Below are 19,599 nucleotides of genomic sequence, written 5' to 3' on the forward strand. Positions count from 1 at the left end.
CCCAGCCGTTCAATTACGGTGATCTACTGCGCTACGGCCCGGTAACAATGCCAGTGCGACACCGCCCAGAACGACTGATGAGATCAACAAAAGATGCAGAGATATTGGCTCGTTCAAAATCAGCACGCCCGCGAGCGAAGCCATGATTGGTACGCTTAACTGAAGAGTGGCGGCTTGCTGTGAGCTGATGTGTTTGACGGTGCTGTACCAGAGCGCATAGCCACAACCTGATGCCAACACTCCAGATGCAAGCGCGTAAATCACTCCAGGAAGGCTCATGTGTAGGCCACTTCCGAACACGGTTGCTGGAACAAGTAAAAGCAACAGTGGGAAACACCTCGCAAAATTGCCGGCGGTTTCCGCGAGTGGATTCACCGCTGACTTTCCGAGCAGCGAATAGGCCCCCCATGCCCCCCCCGAAATTGTCATTATCACTGCGCTACCCAGAGGAGGGGAACTTGCGCTTGGCAGCAACAAGATAAGCAAACCGCACGTTGCTACTAACATGCCGATCACCACTTTCTTTTGAAATCGTTCACCTTGCGCCCAGGAAAAAATGAACATTGTGACCTGCACCGCGCCGAACAAAATCAGGGCCCCCATACCCGCACCGAGCTGGACGTAGGCTACAGAGAAGAGATAGGCGTAAACAAAAAGCGAAAGGCCTCCCTTCCAGCTTCCCCGGATAGCTGACTTCGGACTGCGAAGTCTGATCAACAGCAGTAGAAAAAAACCGCCACTGAGTAATCGGATCGCCGTGAATGATTCCGGATCTATTTGCCCTTCCATCAACGCCTGACGGCAAAAAATTGAATTTGCTGCGAAGGCCACCAAGCACAAAATCACTTGGAGTATCCAGCGTGGGCGGCTAGGGCGGTCTTGATTAGCATTTGTACTTATTATCATTGCCTGAAACCAAGTGGGTAGAAAATCTTTACCGCAATCGAGTCATTAAGATCGAAAGGGCCTCATCAGAATCGGCTAGGTCTGATATTTGTCCAGGTCAGGGCTTGCCCACAACATAGATTTTCTATGTCGTAAAGCGCTGCGATTGGCGCCTTGGTAGCAACACGAGATTTACGCCACGATTCCTATGAGTCGTCCACAGGTAGCCGTTATTGGGCGTTGGCACTTAGCTTCGAGCGTTCGCTTAAAACAGGCGAGCCCGTGGCGATTGCCGATGAGTTGGAGCTGAAAGACTCAAGGCGTGCCGGGAATCTGGGTTGTCCGCTGCAAGCTAAAGCTCGAGGAGGAATGACGAATAACGACTAGGCCTGAGATGTTGATTGGTCAGCTTCAAATAGCAACCAATTTCGGAAGGCTTTCACTTTAGCCAGTTCAGCGCACTCCGGGCGATAAACGATGTAGTAAGCCTGGGTCAAAGGGCAGTCCACGCCTTTGTCTGCAAACGGTCTCACCAGGCGACCCGCTGCCAAATCGTCCTTGACCATCACGCTTCGTGCGAGAGCCAGGCCTTGCCCGTCTATTGCCGCTTGTAGAACCGAAGCAGAGTTATTGATCCGCAGTCCATGGCTGGCATTGACGTGATTGAACCCAGAGGCGTCCAGCCACATTCGCCATGTTGGGTAATCGCGGTCATTGGCCATTGAGAGGTCATGGATTAGCGTAGAACCTTCCAAAGCCTTTGCTGTAAGTTTGCCCTTCTTCAGTCGTGCGTAGTCAGGGGCGCATACAGGGAACATGACTTCATCCATGAGATGCACGGCTGTGAGTCCTGGCCATTTCCCTGCACCGTATCTGACCCCCACATCGACACGCTCAACCTGGAAGTCTACGGATCGAGCGTTCGTGTCCAGTAGCACGTTCATATCTGGATAATCCTGTTGAAACTGCTCGATACGTGGCAGTAACCATTTTGATGCAAACGCGGGGCTTACCGTTACCGTGAGTCCTGCGTGCACGCTTGAATCCTTCAAGCGAGTCAGTCCGATAGACAGTCGATCAAACCCTTCTCGAATATCGGGCAGGGCAGTCCGTGCTACGTCCGTCAGCATCAGACGAGCAGTCCCGCTGCTTGCACGCGCAAACAAGGCAATACCCAGCCATGACTCCAGGTTCCGAACTTGCTGCCCGACGGCAGCCGGCGTCACGTTTAACTCTGCAGCGGCTGCTGAAAAGCTCTGATGTCGCGCTGCGGCCTCGAAGGCTCGTAATGCATTCAGGTAGGCGGGAGTAGTCATTGATAGTTTTTCTGTCTCATGAGCGAATTCTTCTGCGTCGTCAGGCAGAGCACTTTTCTTCAGGATGCATGCCAAGCCAGTCATCGCTACAGCGAATAGGCGAACTCAACATCATACGTCGTTCCTCATTCGAAACCCCACGTCGGAGATTAAAGCATGCAAAGTTTTTCTAACAAGGTCGCAATCGTAACCGGAGGCAGTTCAGGTATCGGTAAAGAAGTCGCGAAACGTCTCGTTCAGGCCGGGGCCTGCGTGGTCATCGGCGGCCGAGATGAGGTGAAACTTGCGCAAGCGGCGTTGGAAATCGATGCGTCAGGCCAAAAGATGCGCACTTACGCTGGCGATATTGCACAGCTAGCCACCGCAGAAGCTTTGGTTGATGCCGCAGTACACAACTTTGGTGGAGTCGATATCCTGATCAACAACGCAGGCATCTTCAATCCAAAGCCCTTTCTTGATGTGAGTCCGCAAGAGTACGACTCCTTCCTGAACATCATTCTGAAAGGCAAATTCTTCATGGCTCAAGCGGCAGCAAAAGCCATGCTGAAGCGTGGAGGAGGGGCCATCGTGCAAACAGGATCTCTCTGGGCAATCCAGGCTATCGGTGCCACTCCGTCCGCTGCTTACTCCGCAGCAAACGCTGGCGTGCATGCGCTGACACGTAATCTTGCACTGGAACTTGCTGGTTACAAAATACGCATTAACACTGTTGCACCTGCGGTGGTAGAGACGCCGGTTTACGGAACGTTCATGGATGCTGCACAGGCTGAAAAGGTGTTGAAGACCTTTAACGCGTTTCATCCACTCGGGCGCAATGGTCAGCCAGCAGACGTTGCCCAGGCTATTTTGTTCCTTGCCTCAGATGAGGCGTCTTGGATTACCGGGACGGTATTGCCGGTCGATGGAGGCGTCACTGCAGGGCGTCATTAATGACCTGGACAAGCTAGGATTTTAGTTAATCACGATTGGTGAATGAGGCATCACGGCCCACATCATTTTGTTTCGGGCGGGGTGTTAGGGGTACTGAAAACGTTAAGTCCTTGGTGTCTCTAGTGATAGAAACAGGGGCCCCGAAGGCCCCCTATAACTGAGCAATGTGCCTTTTACGCCGTCAGATACTCGTCCACCGACTTGACGGTGGCGTAACCGAACTCGAAGGCTGCCATCATCGTGGCATGTGCGTGAGCAGCAGGAACGTTTACACCACCAAATGTGAGATCCAGCGTGGCGCAGGCGTCATGCAGCACCGTAACGGGATAGCCCATGTCTACCGCCGCGCGCACTACGGCGTCTATGCACATGTGGCTCATTGCACCAATTACCACGAGTTCCTCGATGTCTGTGGCTTCCAACTGCTTCTTAAGATCCGTTCCCCGGAAGGCGTTGATGTGTGCTTTTACAATCACAGGCTCGTCACCCACGGGTGCAACAGCGGGCTGAATTTGCGCGCCGTTCGAGCCCTTGATGAAGATCGGAACGCCTTCATCATTGGACTCATGTCGTATGTGAAAAACCGGGGTACCTGTATCGCGCGAGTGGCTGATCACTCGTTCAGCATTCGCTACAGCATCTATGATTCCTTCTAACGGCAATTTACCGGTGGGCAGGTATTCATTTTGCAGATCAACTACTACAAGGCCACGTTTCATGAACGATCTCCGGTCTAATTATTCGAGCATAGGCATTGAGTGGTGAAGGCTCAGATCGGCAGGTAGAGAACCTGCTTTATTCCGAATCAAAAAGGCTTGAGTCAGAACTCCAGCGAAGCGCCATCTTCCGGAATATCTACCCGGCTCTCGATACCTTGCTTTTTGACGTATGTGCGTAGCTCTTCACGAGTAAGGGACATGTGGTTAATTGCGTCCATGTGCACTGCGACAATTTTCGCGTCCTTCGCAGCCTTTGAGGCGCGTAAAACGTCTTCCTCGCCCATGATGATCGATCCCTTATAGCCGGTCATCATTGCTTTCCCGGCATTCAGTACGATGACTTCGGGATGATATTTCTCAATGGTCTGATCAACCTCTTTTCGCCAGATTGTGTCGCCGGCGAGGTAGAGGGTCTTGTAGCCCGGCGCCTGAAAAACTACGCCCATTGCTTCGCCCAGAGGCTTCGCGAGAGCTGGAACGGCATACATCTCGTCGGTACCGTGCTGCCCACCGGTCTTGGTGATTTTGACGCCGCCGAATTCAGCTTCGTCAGTCAGCACGCGCACATTCTTGAAACCTTGGGAGCGAATCAATTTCGCATCGTCTTCATGCTGTGCAAACAGAGGGATGTCTTTGGGTAACGCTTTTTGAGCGGCATCATCCCAGTGATCGAGATGCGTATGCGTGACGATGACAGCGTCTACGCCAGAAATCACTTCTTCGGGCGACTCTGTCAGATCGACGAGGGGATTACGCAGGTTGCTGCGGTAAGTATTGTCAAATCCTGGGTAAGTACCTTTCTTGGACAGCATCGGGTCGATCAGAAAAGTTGTGTCGCCATAAGAGATTTTCACCGTTGCATTACGGATTTGCTGCAAACCGACTTTATGAGCTGCATCGGGAGTTTTGTGAGCGTCGGAACCTGCGAATGCCAACGGAGTGGCCGCAGCGCAAGCAATGCTCAGGGCGATGGGAAGTGTTTTGAGATTCATGGGCTTAGTCCTTTGAATAGGTTATGACCCCATTCTCATGCAACGGTATACAGGGTACCAGTGGCCTGAATGACATATTTCGATATAATCGGGCCATGTAATCAGCGCTGTTCACGAATGTGAGGCTTACCGATGAAATCCATCAGGGTTGCTGTTCTGGCTTTCGAAGGCGTGAGCCTGTTCCATCTCTCCGTGCCCGGAATGGTGCTGGGGACGGCTCAATCCGCTCCTGGCGAACCTCAATACGAGGTCAGCTACTTCACAGAGTCGCCAGGTATGGTCAGCAGCGACCAAGGCATCGGCCTAAAGGTCAGTCACGGTCTGGAGCTGATGGAGGTATCCGACGTGATTGTCATTCCGGCGTGGGGCGATCAATCGGTCGCTGCGTCTGCAGAACTTGTGAAAGCCTTGCAGCTCGCGAACACTCAGGAAAAACTCATCGTGGGCTTATGCCTGGGCGCGTTTGTGCTCGGGGCTGCGGGACTGCTTGACGGTAAAGAAGCCACCACTCACTGGGCAGCCCGCGACGAGTTCGCACGCCGTTTTCCTGAAGTTCGCTTCAGGCCCGAAGTGCTCTATGTCAGTGATGGCAACATCATGACCTCGGCGGGTACTGTGGCGGCAATCGATTGCTGCCTTCATCTGGTACGCCAGCGACTTGGCGCTGATATCGCGAATCGCACCGCGAAGATGCTGGTGACCCCGCCGCACAGGCAGGGAGGCCAAGCGCAATACGTGGAGCACGCGGTGCCGCAGCTATCCAGCGAGACGCACTTATCTGATGTACTAGCGTGGGCCCGGAAGAATCTGGCCAAAGATCTGACGCTCGACGTGCTGGCGGACAAGGCGAAAATGAGCAGGCGTACATTTACCCGGCGATTCAGAGACACCACTGGCAGTACCGTCTCGAAATGGTTGAACGCAGAGCGCGTCGTCAGAGCACAAGAGCTGTTGGAAACCACCGATTTGCCGATCGAATGTATTGCCGGCGAGGCAGGTTTCGGAACGCCTTTGTCGCTGAGGCAACAATTCGCTGTTCATCTCGGGACGTCGCCGTCTGAATACCGACGGGCGTTTTCTCGCGAAATGAACCCAGGCCGCAAGACGAGCGGCAGTACGCTCACCGCCAAAGAGTCGGCTCACTCTCCTGCATGAAATAGAGATCTCGAGTGGTCAGGCAGTATCATCTCTGACCACTGCGAGCAGCGCCTGCAGCGGATGCAAGATGGTTACTGCGTCCTGTCGCTTAACTTGGCTTCGGCAAGAATATCCGTCAGCCAATTACCGGCCTCAAGCGTTAAGCTTTTTCACAAGCGGTATTCATGACTGTTTGTAAATTACGCCAGAAGTGCCAGCGTTCTTTGCCTCATGCCCATAGGTGCCGGACATGCCACAGCATCCGCTGGCTTACACGCTTAGTTTTAACTCCATTCGCTCATAGACTTGCTGCCATAGGCCGACGATGCTGGGCTCATGTGTTTTTTCTGTGGAGTGGGGAAGGAATTGATAGGGATCGGCATCTTTCACAATTTGCGACTGTGGAAGCGTATTGGCGAGCCATTCCTGCGGCAGTAGTACGGTTGGAACCTCGTGACTGCCAATCGTCTTCGCATACTCCTGGCGATACACCAACGTCATCGCGGGATCGAGGCCCACCAGCGGTATTACGTACTCCTGAAGCTGGTGCAACGCTTCACCGTTGAAACGTGCGGCCTTTTCAAAAGCTTTGATGAAGCCTTGCACCTGAAGCGGTTTGCCATTGGGTGCAGAGGGTGCGATATAAACCTGATAGCCAGGCCTTGAGATCAGTTCGATCCAATCAATGAACGTGACTTATCGACACTTATCAGCCTGATGCGTAAAACAAAAGATAGGGTTGAGAAACTTTTTCTACTTAGATCTCAAGCAGGGTTACAAGCTCAAAGTCATTCGTAGGTGCAAACGCTCTGAGCACTCATTCTTGTGCTTCCTCGCCAGACCTAAAGCGTTCGCGATACTCGCCAGGCGTCACAGCATAGGTTTTCATAAAACTACGTATCAAGGTCGCTTCATTAGATAGGCCGCATTTTCGGGCAATTGTTTTGAGTGGCGTACGTGACGTTAGCAGCATATGACAAACGGCTTCCAAGCGGATTTTTTCGACCATTTTGCTAGGTGTAAACCCACTGTCCTCACGATATTTTCGAGCAAATGTTCGCTCACTCATATTCATGAAGTTTGCTAGTGAAGATACCGATAGATCGCCACTAATATTAGTGTTGATCCATGCGTGAAGGTCGGAGAAATTGCTGCTCTTTGACTGTAGGGTTAGTGTTGAACTGAACTGATTCTGATCGCCGGAACGCTTCAGAAAGACAACCAGATGTCGTGCAACCTCTAGTGCAGTAGCATACCCCAGGTCTGCCTCGATAATTGCAAGAGCTAAATCGATTCCTGAGGTGACGCCAGCAGATGTCCATATATCTCCATCGTTAATAAATATAGGCCCGCGCTTCACCTTGATAGATGGGAATTCAATTTCCAGCCTATCGTAGGCCGACCAGTGTGTTGTGACATTTCGTCCGTCTAATCTTCCGGCAGTCGCCAGTGCAAAGACCCCTGTGCAAACTGAAACTAAGCGAGATGCTTTTTCACAATGCCCTACAAAACTTCTAAAGAAATCTGGATGTTCACAAAAGTTGTGAATTCCAGGCCCGCCCGGCACGATCAGCGTGTGCGGTGCTGGTGTATCTATGCCCAAGACTTCGGCGCTGAACGAGAAACTAGGAAATATCTCCGTAGTTGGATCTAACGACAGAATGGATAATGAATATGGTGCATGATCAGCTTGCGCAAAATGGTTGGCAGCAATGAAAACGTCTAAAGGGCCGGCTAAGTCAAGCAGGCTGACTTCAGGATAGGTAACGAACTGAATACATTTGGCAGGCATCTGCGATCGACCCTCGTCTAGAGACTACTATGCGGATTTGTGAATCTTGGCAGGAATCGGCAACGTTTTGGCATTTTTTTTACCAATTTTCGTTTATTTTAGCCTCTTGAGAGTTATGCAGGTTGGATCGATGGTAACTGAGGTTTTAGTAATATTTCGGTTTGTCTATATTTAATTTAGCAGTTTACCTAAATTTATAAATTCTTTTCAGCTGGGAGGTTTAATTTATGCCGAGTCTTATGAGAACAGCTATGGGATTCGAGATTAAGATGGATGATGATTTTCAGAACAGGATATCTCACGTTCTTGAATTGTTAGAAAGCGATTCTGTGGGTAATGCAACATGCGAGTTAAAAAAAGGTTCCGAATCAGATGGCTGGGTAGTAGAGTGTTTATGGCATGATCAAAATGCTATGCATGCTCATTTCGTGTCGAGTCACCTGCAAGATTTGATAGCCCTCCTTGCTTTGCGATCCCGTATAATTAAATTCGAGTGTGGAATTTTATTGATCTAATTTCCAATGGTGCTGGGGTTTTATCAGGTTATTTCCTCTTTCGATGAACAGGTATGGAAAGCAGGGCACGTTAAAACATTGACGGCTGAGGCCCAGTAGGCCTCAGCCGACTACCTATTAGAACTCCACAGTCACTCCAGTATAAAGTGCACGACCATCACCTGGCGAATGCAGGGATGCCTGCGCGCCATCCGGGTCGTACCAGACATATTCATAGTATCGATTCGTGAGATTCTTCAGCTGCAAGTCAACACTCACTGATTGAGTCACCTTGTAGGTTGCGCCAAGGTTCATTAGCACGTAACCGCCGTAAGTCCCCTTCGTATTTTCCCGCTCCAGATAATAATTAGTCTGACCGTTCATCCACGCGGTCAGCTGTAATGCAGGTGTCGCGTCATAGCTGATGCCAGCGTTGTACAAGTGATGCGGGATGTGGTCGATTTCCTGACCTTTGCTGTTAGGCAACGTGGCACTTGGCTGGAGTATTTTCGAATACTGCCAGGAGTAACCCATCCAGATATTGGTGCGTTCATTCGGATACAGGTTCATCTGTAAGTCGTAACCCCAGCGACGTGTTTCACCGACATTATCGGATTCGCCGCTCGGGTCGTTCAGCCGGCGACTGACTTCCCCAGAGGCCTTTTGCTGCCAATAGGCGACGCGTCCATCCACCCAGTCAACCGGCGTGAATTTGATGCCTGTTTCCCATCCCTCGTTGATCGAAGGTGCTAGGTCAGTATCTCTGGGCGGAATCTTGTAAGCCGCCGCCCCGCTGCCCACCTGGAAGGTACGCCCCCAGTTCGCGTAGAAGCTGGCAACTTCCCACGGAGAATAGACAACGCTAATCTTCGGCTGCTTGATCAGTCCGTAGTCGTTGATGTCGAAATTTGTGCCGGTCGTTTCATTAGTGAAATCGCCCTGGATCTTGTCGACCCGGTAGGCGGGTACGATCTTCAGAGATTCGAAAGGTTTTATCTCTGCTTGGGCATAAGCGCCGTAGGTGTCGAAGTCGAACTGCTGGTCGCGGGTTGTAGCTAGACGCTTACGGTCTCTGGTGCGATATCGCTCACTTTTGTTTTGCTGCTGCTGTACGTCCGCGCCACCTTCCAACGCGAAGTCGTATAGCCATTTGACTTCCGGTCGCCAGGTCAGGGAGGTGAGGGCGCCATATTGCGTCTCATAAGCGTCGCGTTCCTGTTGTGCGCTGGTGCTCCAGTATTGTGTCCAGCGCCTGTCATCGAAGGTGTTGACGTAGGTCTTCGCTGACCAAGCAAGCGTATCAGCCAAGTCTGTATCGAAATGCAGACTGACCTGATTCATACGACGAGTACCCTTGTCCGTCGCGTTGAAGCTGTTGGTCATTTCCGGGTGATGACGTGCATCATCTTCACTCAGATAGCCTGGCTCCTGAGCCTCGGTTTCGTAGTGACGAGCGATCAGTCCAATACGGTAACTGTCATCGTCCGGCGTATAGAACCATTTGCCCGACATCGAAAACTTATCTGCTTCAGCGTGATCTCTGTAGCCATCAGATTTTTGATAGGCGAAGAAATAGTTTTGCGTCCAGTTGCTGCCCTCAATGCCATTGGCAAGTTGGGCCTCGTGGGTATTGAAGCTGCCATAGCGCAGCCGCGCCTTGTTGTAGTCGCCCCCCGTGCGAGTCAGCATGTTCACGTTGCCGGCAATATTGTTCAGGCCATAGCGCGCATCGCTGGTGCCGCGCACCACCTCAATGCTGTCCAACTCCATGGGGAAAATCATGTCCATGTACGGCATATTGCCGTCATTGCTGTTGCTTGGGATGCCATCAATCAGCAATTTTACTGCGTTCACTTCACCTTCGCCGTTGAAGCCTCGGAAGGAGATTTTGCCTGACGTGGTGCCTTGGTTGAACTCAGTCAGCATTACCCCCGGAGCGCGGCGGAACAGCTCCCAACTGTAATTGACTGGCATCTTTTCGAGGATTTCCGCGCCCAAAATATCCACCGAGCTGAGTACGCTGCGGGTAGCCAAAGGGCCACTGGCGGAGCCTTGAACGCTTACGGCGCCCAAGGTGAGCGTCGAGCTTCCGGGCTCGCCGGCTTCAGCCTGTGCCAAGGACAGCGGGCTGGATACCAGTACGCCTATCGACAATACAGGCCACATAGAACGGGACACAGATAAACGCTTTGCAGAGCGCAAAGAAAATGGAGCAGGCATGGCACGCACTTCCTGATCATCAAGAAACTTCAAGGGCGTTCAGCAACCGTTGCAGATCGCTGAAAGAATTTAAAGCGAGCAACACCGCACGCAGTGGGCGGTGTCGTGATCAGGCAAAAGGGGAGGCGCGTGGACTCAGGCTGGGCCAGCGGATTCTTGGGTGCAGCGTTGGCAGTTCAGGATCTTCAAGGACAACGCCGGGTGTGTACTGCGGCAAGAAATGGCGGTAGTAATCCGAGGGCAGGGCTGCCAGCCCGGCATGGCCGCAACAGCAGTCCGCATGGTGCATGGCGTGTTCGGGTTCGGATTGAGGTATCTGAAGCGCCTCGATCGCCTGGCGAAACTCAGCTGAGACGACGCTCGAGTTTCCCCCGGAACAAAATCCGCCCCACAGCATGAGATTTACATCGGGCGCTTGCATCGCACGGCTGAGCGGCATGGCCAGAATGTTCAGCAAGATCGCCAGGCAGGCAATCCAGGGTCGGATACGTCTCAACGAACTCATGAATGAAATCGCTGCAAAGGGGAGGCTATTTAGCGCTCTTTAACACGCGATGTACATTTTACAAGGGTGCGCCATTTCGCCGCAGGTACATTGAGCAGGAGCAGAAGGGGTTTCATCCAAACACCACGCATGTCCAGACTGGTAAGCTCGCCCATCAATTCGATGGATGAATGGCTATGTCGCTACGCGCACTTCGAACACTGCTCGCTATTTCCCAGCACGGCTCTTTCGTCAGAGCAGCGGATGCCGTGCACCTCACCCAGTCAGCAGTCAGCCTTCATGTTCGGGCGTTGGAGGAGGATTTCAACGCACTTCTGTTTGATCGTTCAAGGCGGCTGGCGGTGCTCACGGATGCAGGTCATATCGCAGTAGAGCGCGCACGAGAAATCCTATCCCTATACGACGGCATCTCATCCGAGATTGGTGGCGACAGTGAGCTGCGCGGCAGGCTTAGAATCGGCGCCATTCAGACAGCGCTGGCCGGCGTCCTGCCCCATGCGCTATCAGCACTGCGTACCGATCATCCCCACCTGCGAATCACGGTTGGTTCGGGCATGTCCGCAGAGCTGGCTACGCGCGTTGAAGCGGGCGAGCTTGACGTTGCGATCACAACGGAGCCGGTCAAACCGCACCCATATGGTCTGACGAGCACGGCGCTTTACGAGGAGGGATTCTGGATTATCGCGCCGGTGTCACTTGCTCTTCAAGACCTGCAGTTGCTGCTCAAAAGCCAGCCGTTCATTAGGTTCGACCGCCGCGCCTGGGCAGGTCGAACCATTGAGCGCGAGCTACGCGCTATGAAGCTGCGCGTGCAGACTAGCATGGAGCTAGATAGTCAAGATGCAATAATAAAGATGGTTTCGAATGGACTTGGCATCTCCATTATTCCGCTTGCTCAGCATCAAGTCGAAAGCCTAACGACACTGACCATCGCGCAGTTCGGCACGCCGCAAAAAACCAGGCGCGTCGTGTTGCTGGAGCGTGAAGACCGTCCACTTGGACGGTTGGCTTCAGCACTGGCGAACGCCGTGAAGGCGCATCTGCCAAAAACTGACCTATGAGAAAAACTTGTTGATTTCTGAATTTTAAGTCGTTTTTATTTTAGAGTCGAACTTCTTATCGTGGTGCCTATCTTGATGATTCGCTGAGGGGCACCATGATCATTTCATCTACCGACACCACTTCGTTGCGGTCTCCTATCTTAATCATGGCTGAGCGCGCCGCGCTGATACGCGCTCAGGGCAGGGATGTCATCGACCTGACATTGGGAGAGCCGGATTTCAACGCGCCGCCCCACGTGCTTGAGGCTGCGCACGCCGCGCTTGAAGGTCGCCTTACTTACTCACCTTCGAACGGTATCGAACCGCTTCGTTACGCGATCCGTATGCGCATGAAAGCCATTCGAAACCTGGATTACTCAGACGATCAGGTGGCAGTCGGCTGTGGCGCGAAGCAGATCATTTACAACGCTTTCCAAGCGACATTAAAACAGGGGGATGAGGTCATCGTTCCTGCGCCCTATTGGGCAAGCTATCCCACCATGATCAAAATGTGTGGCGCGCGACCTTTGATGGTGCCTACTACCCTGGAAGCCGGTTATTGCCTCACCGCAGAGGCTTTGGATGCAGCGCTTCGTGTGGCAAGGTCGCCCAAATGGGTCATCTTGAACGCGCCCGGTAATCCTTCAGGATCGCTCTACTCAAGCCAGCAACTGTCAGACATCGCTGAAGTCCTGCGCCGATACCCAGGAGTGATGGTGCTTTCAGATGACATCTATTCAGAAATTCGTTACACGGATGATGTATATCAGACCTTGGCGGCGGTGGCACCTGATTTGACTCACCGTATTTTGATCGTAGATGGCGTGTCCAAAGTCTACGCAATGACCGGCTGGCGGGTAGGATGGGGATGTGGGCCAACGCCATTGATCACGGCCATCAATTCGGTTCAGTCACAGAACTGTACTCAGACCAGCACTCTGAGCCAAGTGGCGGCGGTGGCTGCGTTGACTGGGCCTCAGACACTGGTGAAAGAGCGAAATGCTATTTATCGCCAGCGGCGTGATGCCGCTCTGAATGTCTTCGAGGCCTGCGAAGCGATTGATGTCGCGTGTCCGGAGGGTGCGTTTTACCTGCTACCTCGGATCAGAACGATCAAAGATGATCAGGCTTTCGCACTAACCCTACTCGAAGTAGGCGTAGCTACCGTTCCAGGTAGCGCATTCGGTATGCCGGGGCATCTCAGGCTTTCATTCGCCCTTGATGAGTCAGTTCTGATTGAGGGCTGTGAACGGCTGGTTCAGAAAATCAAGGCAAGCGCATGACGCTCTCTTTGCTGACAGCTTTGTTGCCTATCGCATTATTGATCGTGTTAGGCGCATGGCTCAAACGTAGTCAATTCTTGGCAGATAACTTTTGGGCGCAGGCAGAGCGCTTGGCATATTACGTACTGCTTCCCTCTCTTTTTTTTCACGGGCTGGCTACAGCTAAGCTTGATGGGGTGCCCTTTCAAGGCATGGTCTCTGTGCTCATCGTATCGACTGTTGTGGTATCGCTGATGTTAGTAAGCGCGCGAGCGCTCATCACCACAAACGATGCGGCATTCACCTCCATATTCCAGGGTGGTATACGTTTCAACAATTACGTGGGCGTGTCGATAGCGGCGGGATTATTCGGTGTTCAGGGCATTGCCCTGGCAGCCGTTGCGAACGCGGCGATAGTGCCCACAGTGAATATCCTGTGCGTGTTGGTCTTTGCGAAGTACGGGGCGGGTGGCAGGATGCCATTGAGCAAAGTCCTTAAGCAATTGGCTCTGAATCCGCTGTTGCTGTCGTGCTTGGCTGGTGGGTTGATCCAAGTGACAGGTTTGGGACTGCCCATCGGTGTTGAGCCAGTGCTCAAAGCGTTGGGCCAAGCGTCACTCCCTCTAGGTTTACTCTGCGTGGGCGCCGCGCTGGAGTTCGGGAGCATGAGGCAGTGGCTGCGCCCAGTTGGCTATTCGTCACTGGTGAAGTTTTTAGTCATGCCACTGGTCACGCTTGGAGCTTGCCATTTGTTCGGGCTGGAAGGAAAAGCTGCCATCGCAGCACTGCTGTTTCAGGCGCTCCCCACTGCTTCATCGTCCTACATCATGGCGCGGCAGCTAGGTGGAGATGCACCGCTTATGGCCGGAATCATTGCTTGTCAGACCCTGCTGGCGGGAGTGGCCCTTCCCATCGTTATCCTTGCGGTGACCCAGTGGGTTTGAGCCTCATATCCACGTGGTACCGTCCAAAGCACATTCATTCCCATTTGAGTTTCATTGCGAAATCTTTTACAAACGGAGGGCGCAGGTTGCTAGGCCGAATGTGGGAGTATGGACGCCCGAAGGGCCAAGCCAATGGCTTTCCCCTTGGCTTGGTTTACGACAGCCGTCCCCGCGAGGGGTCTGCACAAACACTCAAGTCGTCATCTTTAAGGACGGCATGGCCACAAGACTTGCCTACCTGCAATTACCTGCCTTTCTAAATCCGGCAGCTTCCGCTTCTGACTCTGACCCGAAAGTGATCTGATTCTTCGTTGCTACTTTGTCATAGCTCGGGCACCCACTCGGTAGGTGATACACATGGCTATTCCTGTTGCCAATAATCACTCCTGTCGAAGCGGTACTGATGACCTCAGGGGCGGACGCTGACTTCGCTACCCTCTGCGGTATCGGATTCACGATCCCATCACCAGCCGGTTTGTACCCCGGCGTCCAGGAGCGCTGCCCGGTCACGAATGGATTTTCATGCCCCATGATGGCTGCAATCCGTTTGTTTCGCTCGGCCTCCCAGGGTGTCACTGGAAACTGTTTGTCCCATGCCATAAGCAGCTGTTGTTGCTGACGCGACATACTGAGCTGGTACCGGTCGAACATGTAGAAGGTCGTTCGAGCGACAAGACCTTTCACTTCATCACGGGGCTCTGCAGCACGCTGATCGAAGTCAACCTTGGTCTTGCACTGACCGTATTGAGGTGCCACACCCGAAGCCATTCCGTAGTTAAAATTGCTCCGGTCTCCGTTGACCTCCCCAACTGACGGATACAGGTTGAACAGATCAGCTTCCATCGCCCGGAAGACGGGATCGTCATCCACACAATGCTCCCTTCCACCGCTCTGCCAGCATTGCCGTTGATGACCAAACGTCCAGGCCGGAACAATGTGCTCCCACTCAGTGCGCTCTGCGCGAGCCTCCTGTTTTCTCGTCTTGAGTCCACAGGATTCCGCGTCAATGCGACCTCCCGACTTACCGACCCACGTCCACTTGCAGCCACAGTAAAGCTCGCCCATAGCGCTGTCGGCCTGGTCGAGGTAGACCTTTTGTTTCGCAACGATCTTGGCTTCGGTGAAGGTGGCGGGAGGGGTAGCAAAGGCTTGAATGTTGAACGAAAGGAGGATGGCTAGAACGGTAAATAGGTTTTTCATGGGAACGGCAATGATTGGATGAGCGCACATTGTACTGACGTCCGTCAGGGATGCCGAACGCTTGTTGCTATGGTCATGTACAAGCTCGGTTGTGGCTACGCAGCTGACTAGGACGGGATATTTTAGGAGGCATGGTACGGTAGCTACTCAACCGCAGGGCTGCACCGTTGGCATCAGTTGTGTATCGCCCAATGGCGCGTCCAACATATTCGCCGATTGTACCAATCTGATTGGCAAGAGCTCCTCACACGGTCGTGATTTGGCTGACCATGAGGCGATAGCGCTGGCATTGCTCAAGGAGGTGAACGTCGTCGCCGGTGTTCAAGGCAGAGACGTTTGGTCTAGGTGAGCTAACCTTGTAAGGCTAGACCGCTCCGCAGAACCTAGTAGCCTGTCACCTGACCGCAACGATCGCCTCGACCTCCTTCAATCTTCGTACTACAGCAAAAAAAATTTGACAACGGGTTAAGAAAATAAGACCATTTATGCGAACGATAAGCGTTCTCAAAAAAAGGAATTTTTAATATGAAGCAACTTCTTGGTGTAGCAGCAGCCGTCCTTTTGGCATCTCCCGTCGTACAAGCCTCCGTCTCACACGCTGAGCCAGCTTCTAGGCTGACTACTACAGATGTCAAAACAACTCCCCATCAACTTACCGTGGCTGCCTTCAATTACAGTCAGTGTAACGGCAATCTCGCCAAACTTTTGCCACGCTGCAATAACTAACTATCAAGTAAACTAGGAGGGTAACCTCCTAGCTTTAATTAGGGAAAAATTGACATGGAAGACTTGGTTTACTACAGGGAAGGTTTGCCTGCTGGTATCATAGCCCCTTCAACTATTTTCGCTCGTGATGCTGGCGATACACTCATCAACGGCCCTGCTGGGATTACCTGCGCTACGGTCTCAACCGATGAGGATTTCCACAATGTATTGGCCAAAGCGGGAGCTCTCATTCCAGGTTCAGCGGAAGAAGTCGAGACAGTCGTGCAGATGCTCAAGGAACCTACAACGAGCCGGACTGTAAGTTATATGCTCTGTTCGGCTAAAAGCTGCGACGCCATTATCAAAGATTTGAAGCAGTTGCAGGAGTTGACGGTAATGATCGTGGGTTGTGGTGGTATTGGTAGCTCGATATGCATGCTACTGGCTGGCGCAGGAGTGAGAAATTTTTACTTAGTCGATTCAGACATTATTGAAAAAAGCAATTTGAATAGGCAATTCTTTTGGGTGCTGAAAGATGTTGGAGAGAAGAAAATCCATACTCTCAAAAAGGCACTCGAGGCTCGCTTTGAAAATTTGAATGTCAGATGTTTCGACCAAACTATGGGGATAGCAAGTTTGTGCGAAATTGCTGCTGACGGCGTAAACGCTGTTGCCTTGACTGCAGACAACCCTTCTAGTTTGGCGAGAGATGCGTGGGAAATCGCTGAACACTGCGAAGTCCCAGTAGTTTCAGGCGGATATATGCATCATCTTTGCTCATTATTTCGGTTTATACCGGGCGATTGCGAAGCTGTAAGGGCAGCGTCAGAGTTGATCGGCAAAGAGAGATGGTCATCTCTACCGAGCGCAATAATGCCAAGCTACGGCCCAATGAATCTATCCTTGGCGGCAGATCTTAGTACAAGTTTAATTTCATCAGTCGCGATTCATACTTTCGGAAACCCTAAAACGCTTGTCAAGCGATGGGACTCGAGAGTCGTGCAATGTGGGTAGTTAAAGGAGAGCAGTCTTGAGCAACGAAGGATGTATTTTTTGCAAGATCGTTGAAGGTGATTCACCTTCTCATGTGATCTGGGAAGACATCAACCACATCGCATTCCTATCTATTTTTCCAAATACGCTTGGCGCAACAGTTGTCATTCCCAAACTACACCGAACAAGTTATATATTCGATCAGAGTGAAGATGTCTTAACTAGCTTGGTGGTTGCTGCAAAAAAAGTTGCGTGCCTTCTCGACTTAGCGCTAGAGGGAGTGGGTAGGACGGCAATGATCTTTGAGGGTTATGGTGTTGATCATTTGCATGCAAAGCTGTTTCCTATGCACGGTACGGGGAGTCATAGCGATTTTAAAAAAATATCGTCTAATGTGAACAAGTTTTTTGATAGTTATGAAGGGTACGTCTCTTCTCATGATTATAAAAGGGCAGATGACGATCAGCTTTCACGATTGGCCGAAGAGATTCGTGCTTGCGCCACTCGGGATTTGCGCAAAAGTTAGTTCTGTATGTGCTAAAATTACGTAACCGCCTACAACCTTGATGCTATCTAGCTGCTGCCTAATAGGCTATTATCAGTGAGGAGAATTGAAATATTCATTAAGTCATTGTCAGCAGTATTTCTTGCATGCCTATTAATAGCCAGCGCAGATGCAACCAGCCGTTGCGGAACAAGATTGGTAAACACTGGCGATACACTTGATTACGTTCTTCAGTCTTGCGGTAAACCGCTTGCTCAAGCCAGCAACGGCCCAGTGATACGCAACAACGGTGTGCCACGTAAGGGCTCGCAAAAAACTGACGTAATCGTCTATGGGCCGAATGGCGGTGCTTATCAATACATGCTATTCATCAACGATGAATTGATCAGAGTAGATGTGCGTCGAGAAGCGCCCAATGGGAACGTTCTCAAGTGGTAGGCCGCAACCGGTTGGACGCCCTCAACTAAATGGTACGTATCAATTAGCCGGTAAAAATGCCGGCTTTGTCTGCCTGTGTCTAGAAACTTTGCCACAGTCGCTCGAACAGCTTTTAGAATCTTTGCGTGCGATTCGCAGCCGACCCAGTGGTACATCCATAACCAGACCTTAAGTACGCCTCACTGTAGATAGCGTAATATTGGGTCGTTGCGCCTATGCTGTAGCAATAGCGACAGGACATTCTGCCCGCTGCCCATGGGCCTCTATTGGGTACACAATCGTGTCGAGCCTGCATCATTGCGGCGGCGTAATCAACGCTATGATCCATACCAGATTATCAGCGAGGAGAGCCTTATGGATACGCTAGAAACACTTGGAAGCACTGAGTTCGCGATGACCCGCGCCTTAATCCGAATAGACTCGATCAGCTCAGCAGGAACGGTTGCTGACGTAATCTTTCGTTTCGCCTCTGCAGTCGGCTACGTCAACGCATGCGCGGACATCAAAGCTATCAACGAGAGCGCTTGGGCAAGGCTGCTTGATCTTGCTGACAAAGCCTACGATGCTCATCCCCTAGCCACTGGCCGGTCTGATGACTTCCAGGTATGAGCACGGACGGCCCCAGGGAATGACGATGAAGCTGTTCTTGGATTGCGAATTCACTCAGCTTAACCAAAGCACAACGCTGATCTCATTGGCACTGGTACCCAACTGATGACGTTCGTTTGATGACAAAGGCCGCTGTTGAAGCGGTAGGCCATGTGTTCCGGGAGGGCTTCAAGTACAGCAAAGCGGAGGTGCTGCTGCTTGGCCTGTGCCAGCAAGGCGAGTACACCGATAACCTGTTTGCCGCTTCGCAGCCGTTGGCAACTGAGCGGGTCATGGGCGTACTTGATGCTCTTAATGGCGGCTGGGGGCGAGGGACGGTGAGGTTGGCCAGCGTGCCGGTGGATCCGGACTGGGGGATGCGTCGGGAGATGATGAGCCATAGCGTTACCACTCGAGTAGATCAGCTTTGGACGGTGTGCTGTCATTGAATTTCAAGGGCGTTCTGCGATCAGTGCCCCCCCGGTGCGGCGCCTTTTTCATAGACCTTGATCTGCGAACGACCGGCTCGCTTCGCCCGGTACAAAGCTTCATCAGCGTGGCGTCAAAGGGAATGAACGTCCTTCTCGCGTCTGGATAGAATGCGATGCCGAGGTATGAAGACGTATGGATTATTCGCCCATTTGACTCCAGAACTGGCTCAGTGACTCGCACAGCCTTACAGCAATCGCTATCGCTCGCTCGCGATTCGTATCCACCAGAAACGCCACGAACTCGCCCCCATCGATACGCCTGAATAGATCGTGGCATCTAAGGTGAACAAGCCCTCGTAAGACAGGACACCGTTCTCCCCTTAAGATGAGGGATCGGCAAACGGCAAGCTATCTGATAAGGAAGTCCTGTTGTAGTGGCCTAATGAAACCGGACACCCATTTAGGCGAGAATGCTCGCCACACAGAGGTGTTCGATGAGCAGA

Annotated in this window: 17 protein-coding genes and 2 pseudogenes; 10 read left to right on the top strand and 9 right to left on the bottom strand. The window is 52.1% G+C overall.

What is annotated here, in order from left to right; translation table 11 throughout:
• Positions 1-9 precede the first annotated feature (9 nt).
• Both IFT80_RS21125 and gcvA read right to left on the bottom strand, forming a co-directional pair.
• Positions 10-906: a DMT family transporter gene (locus tag IFT80_RS21125; RefSeq protein ID WP_044392271.1), complete on the bottom strand. Its 897-nt coding sequence runs from the start codon at positions 904-906 to the stop codon at positions 10-12.
• 362 nt (positions 907-1,268) lie between these two features.
• Entirely contained in the window at positions 1,269-2,201 is a 933-nt protein-coding gene (gcvA, locus tag IFT80_RS21130; protein ID WP_032710446.1) for a transcriptional regulator GcvA, read from the bottom strand.
• Between the two features lie 156 nt (positions 2,202-2,357).
• On the opposite strand from gcvA, the gene IFT80_RS21135 reads away from it, so the two are divergent.
• Positions 2,358-3,131, top strand: a complete 774-nt coding sequence (locus IFT80_RS21135) for an SDR family NAD(P)-dependent oxidoreductase (protein WP_192051392.1) — start codon at positions 2,358-2,360, stop codon at positions 3,129-3,131.
• A 173-nt stretch (positions 3,132-3,304) separates the two neighbouring features.
• On the opposite strand, the gene IFT80_RS21140 is transcribed toward IFT80_RS21135, so the two are convergent.
• The gene (locus tag IFT80_RS21140) at positions 3,305-3,850 is read right to left on the bottom strand and encodes a cysteine hydrolase family protein (RefSeq protein WP_005764630.1); all 546 of its coding nucleotides are present in this window, start codon (positions 3,848-3,850) and stop codon (positions 3,305-3,307) included.
• 101 nt (positions 3,851-3,951) lie between these two features.
• Positions 3,952-4,842 carry an MBL fold metallo-hydrolase gene (locus tag IFT80_RS21145; protein ID WP_192051394.1) on the bottom strand — a complete coding sequence of 297 codons (891 nt, stop codon included), beginning with the start codon at positions 4,840-4,842 and terminating at the stop codon, positions 3,952-3,954.
• A gap of 132 nt (positions 4,843-4,974) precedes the next feature.
• Here IFT80_RS21145 and IFT80_RS21150 point away from each other — a divergent pair, with 132 nt between their 5' ends.
• Positions 4,975-5,997, top strand: coding sequence for a GlxA family transcriptional regulator (locus IFT80_RS21150; protein WP_192051396.1), 1,023 nt, complete (start codon positions 4,975-4,977; stop codon positions 5,995-5,997).
• Between the two features lie 18 nt (positions 5,998-6,015).
• On the opposite strand, the pseudogene IFT80_RS21665 reads toward IFT80_RS21150, so the two are convergent.
• From IFT80_RS21665 to IFT80_RS21170, 4 genes and pseudogenes are all read right to left on the bottom strand, one after another.
• Positions 6,016-6,663 (bottom strand): annotated as a pseudogene (locus IFT80_RS21665) (hypothetical protein); the annotation flags it as partial.
• A gap of 133 nt (positions 6,664-6,796) precedes the next feature.
• The gene (locus IFT80_RS21160) at positions 6,797-7,771 is read right to left on the bottom strand and encodes a GlxA family transcriptional regulator (protein WP_122797565.1); all 975 of its coding nucleotides are present in this window, start codon (positions 7,769-7,771) and stop codon (positions 6,797-6,799) included.
• Between the two features lie 632 nt (positions 7,772-8,403).
• A complete protein-coding gene (locus IFT80_RS21165) occupies positions 8,404-10,485 on the bottom strand; it encodes a TonB-dependent receptor (RefSeq protein ID WP_122797567.1) in 2,082 nt (693 codons plus the stop codon).
• Positions 10,486-10,594: 109 nt separating this feature from the next.
• Positions 10,595-10,990, bottom strand: a complete 396-nt coding sequence (locus IFT80_RS21170) for a DUF2946 domain-containing protein (protein WP_122797568.1) — start codon at positions 10,988-10,990, stop codon at positions 10,595-10,597.
• Positions 10,991-11,166: 176 nt separating this feature from the next.
• Between IFT80_RS21170 and IFT80_RS21175 the strand changes: the two genes are divergently transcribed.
• From IFT80_RS21175 to IFT80_RS21185, 3 genes are all read left to right on the top strand, one after another.
• On the top strand, positions 11,167-12,051 hold the full coding sequence (locus IFT80_RS21175) for a LysR substrate-binding domain-containing protein (protein ID WP_192051378.1): 885 nt from the start codon (positions 11,167-11,169) through the stop codon (positions 12,049-12,051).
• Positions 12,052-12,146: 95 nt separating this feature from the next.
• Positions 12,147-13,313 carry a pyridoxal phosphate-dependent aminotransferase gene (locus IFT80_RS21180; RefSeq protein WP_122797569.1) on the top strand — a complete coding sequence of 389 codons (1,167 nt, stop codon included), beginning with the start codon at positions 12,147-12,149 and terminating at the stop codon, positions 13,311-13,313.
• Positions 13,310-14,236: an AEC family transporter gene (locus IFT80_RS21185; protein ID WP_122797570.1), complete on the top strand. Its 927-nt coding sequence runs from the start codon at positions 13,310-13,312 to the stop codon at positions 14,234-14,236. The genes IFT80_RS21180 and IFT80_RS21185 overlap by 4 nt, the downstream gene beginning before the upstream one ends.
• Before the next feature lie 234 nt (positions 14,237-14,470).
• Here the strand turns inward: IFT80_RS21185 and IFT80_RS21190 are convergent, their stop codons facing one another.
• Complete coding sequence (locus IFT80_RS21190; protein WP_192051317.1) at positions 14,471-15,436, bottom strand: endonuclease; 966 nt, start codon at positions 15,434-15,436, stop codon at positions 14,471-14,473.
• A 780-nt stretch (positions 15,437-16,216) separates the two neighbouring features.
• On the opposite strand from IFT80_RS21190, the gene IFT80_RS21195 reads away from it, so the two are divergent.
• The 5 genes and pseudogenes from IFT80_RS21195 to IFT80_RS21215 all read left to right on the top strand — a co-directional run.
• A complete protein-coding gene (locus IFT80_RS21195) occupies positions 16,217-17,155 on the top strand; it encodes a ThiF family adenylyltransferase (protein WP_192138309.1) in 939 nt (312 codons plus the stop codon).
• A gap of 16 nt (positions 17,156-17,171) precedes the next feature.
• Positions 17,172-17,660, top strand: a complete 489-nt coding sequence (locus tag IFT80_RS21200; protein ID WP_192051321.1) for an HIT family protein — start codon at positions 17,172-17,174, stop codon at positions 17,658-17,660.
• A gap of 75 nt (positions 17,661-17,735) precedes the next feature.
• Positions 17,736-18,077, top strand: coding sequence for a DUF2845 domain-containing protein (locus tag IFT80_RS21205; protein ID WP_342214195.1), 342 nt, complete (start codon positions 17,736-17,738; stop codon positions 18,075-18,077).
• A gap of 354 nt (positions 18,078-18,431) precedes the next feature.
• On the top strand, positions 18,432-18,686 hold the full coding sequence (locus IFT80_RS21210; protein WP_192051323.1) for a hypothetical protein: 255 nt from the start codon (positions 18,432-18,434) through the stop codon (positions 18,684-18,686).
• 95 nt (positions 18,687-18,781) lie between these two features.
• Positions 18,782-19,114, top strand: a pseudogene (locus IFT80_RS21215) (DUF4113 domain-containing protein); the annotation flags it as partial.
• Between the last annotated feature and the right edge of the window lie 485 nt (positions 19,115-19,599).

Origin of the sequence: Pseudomonas sp. CFBP 8771 (genome assembly GCF_014841695.1) — a bacterium.
Classification (GTDB): Bacteria; Pseudomonadota; Gammaproteobacteria; order Pseudomonadales; family Pseudomonadaceae; genus Aquipseudomonas; species Aquipseudomonas baltica.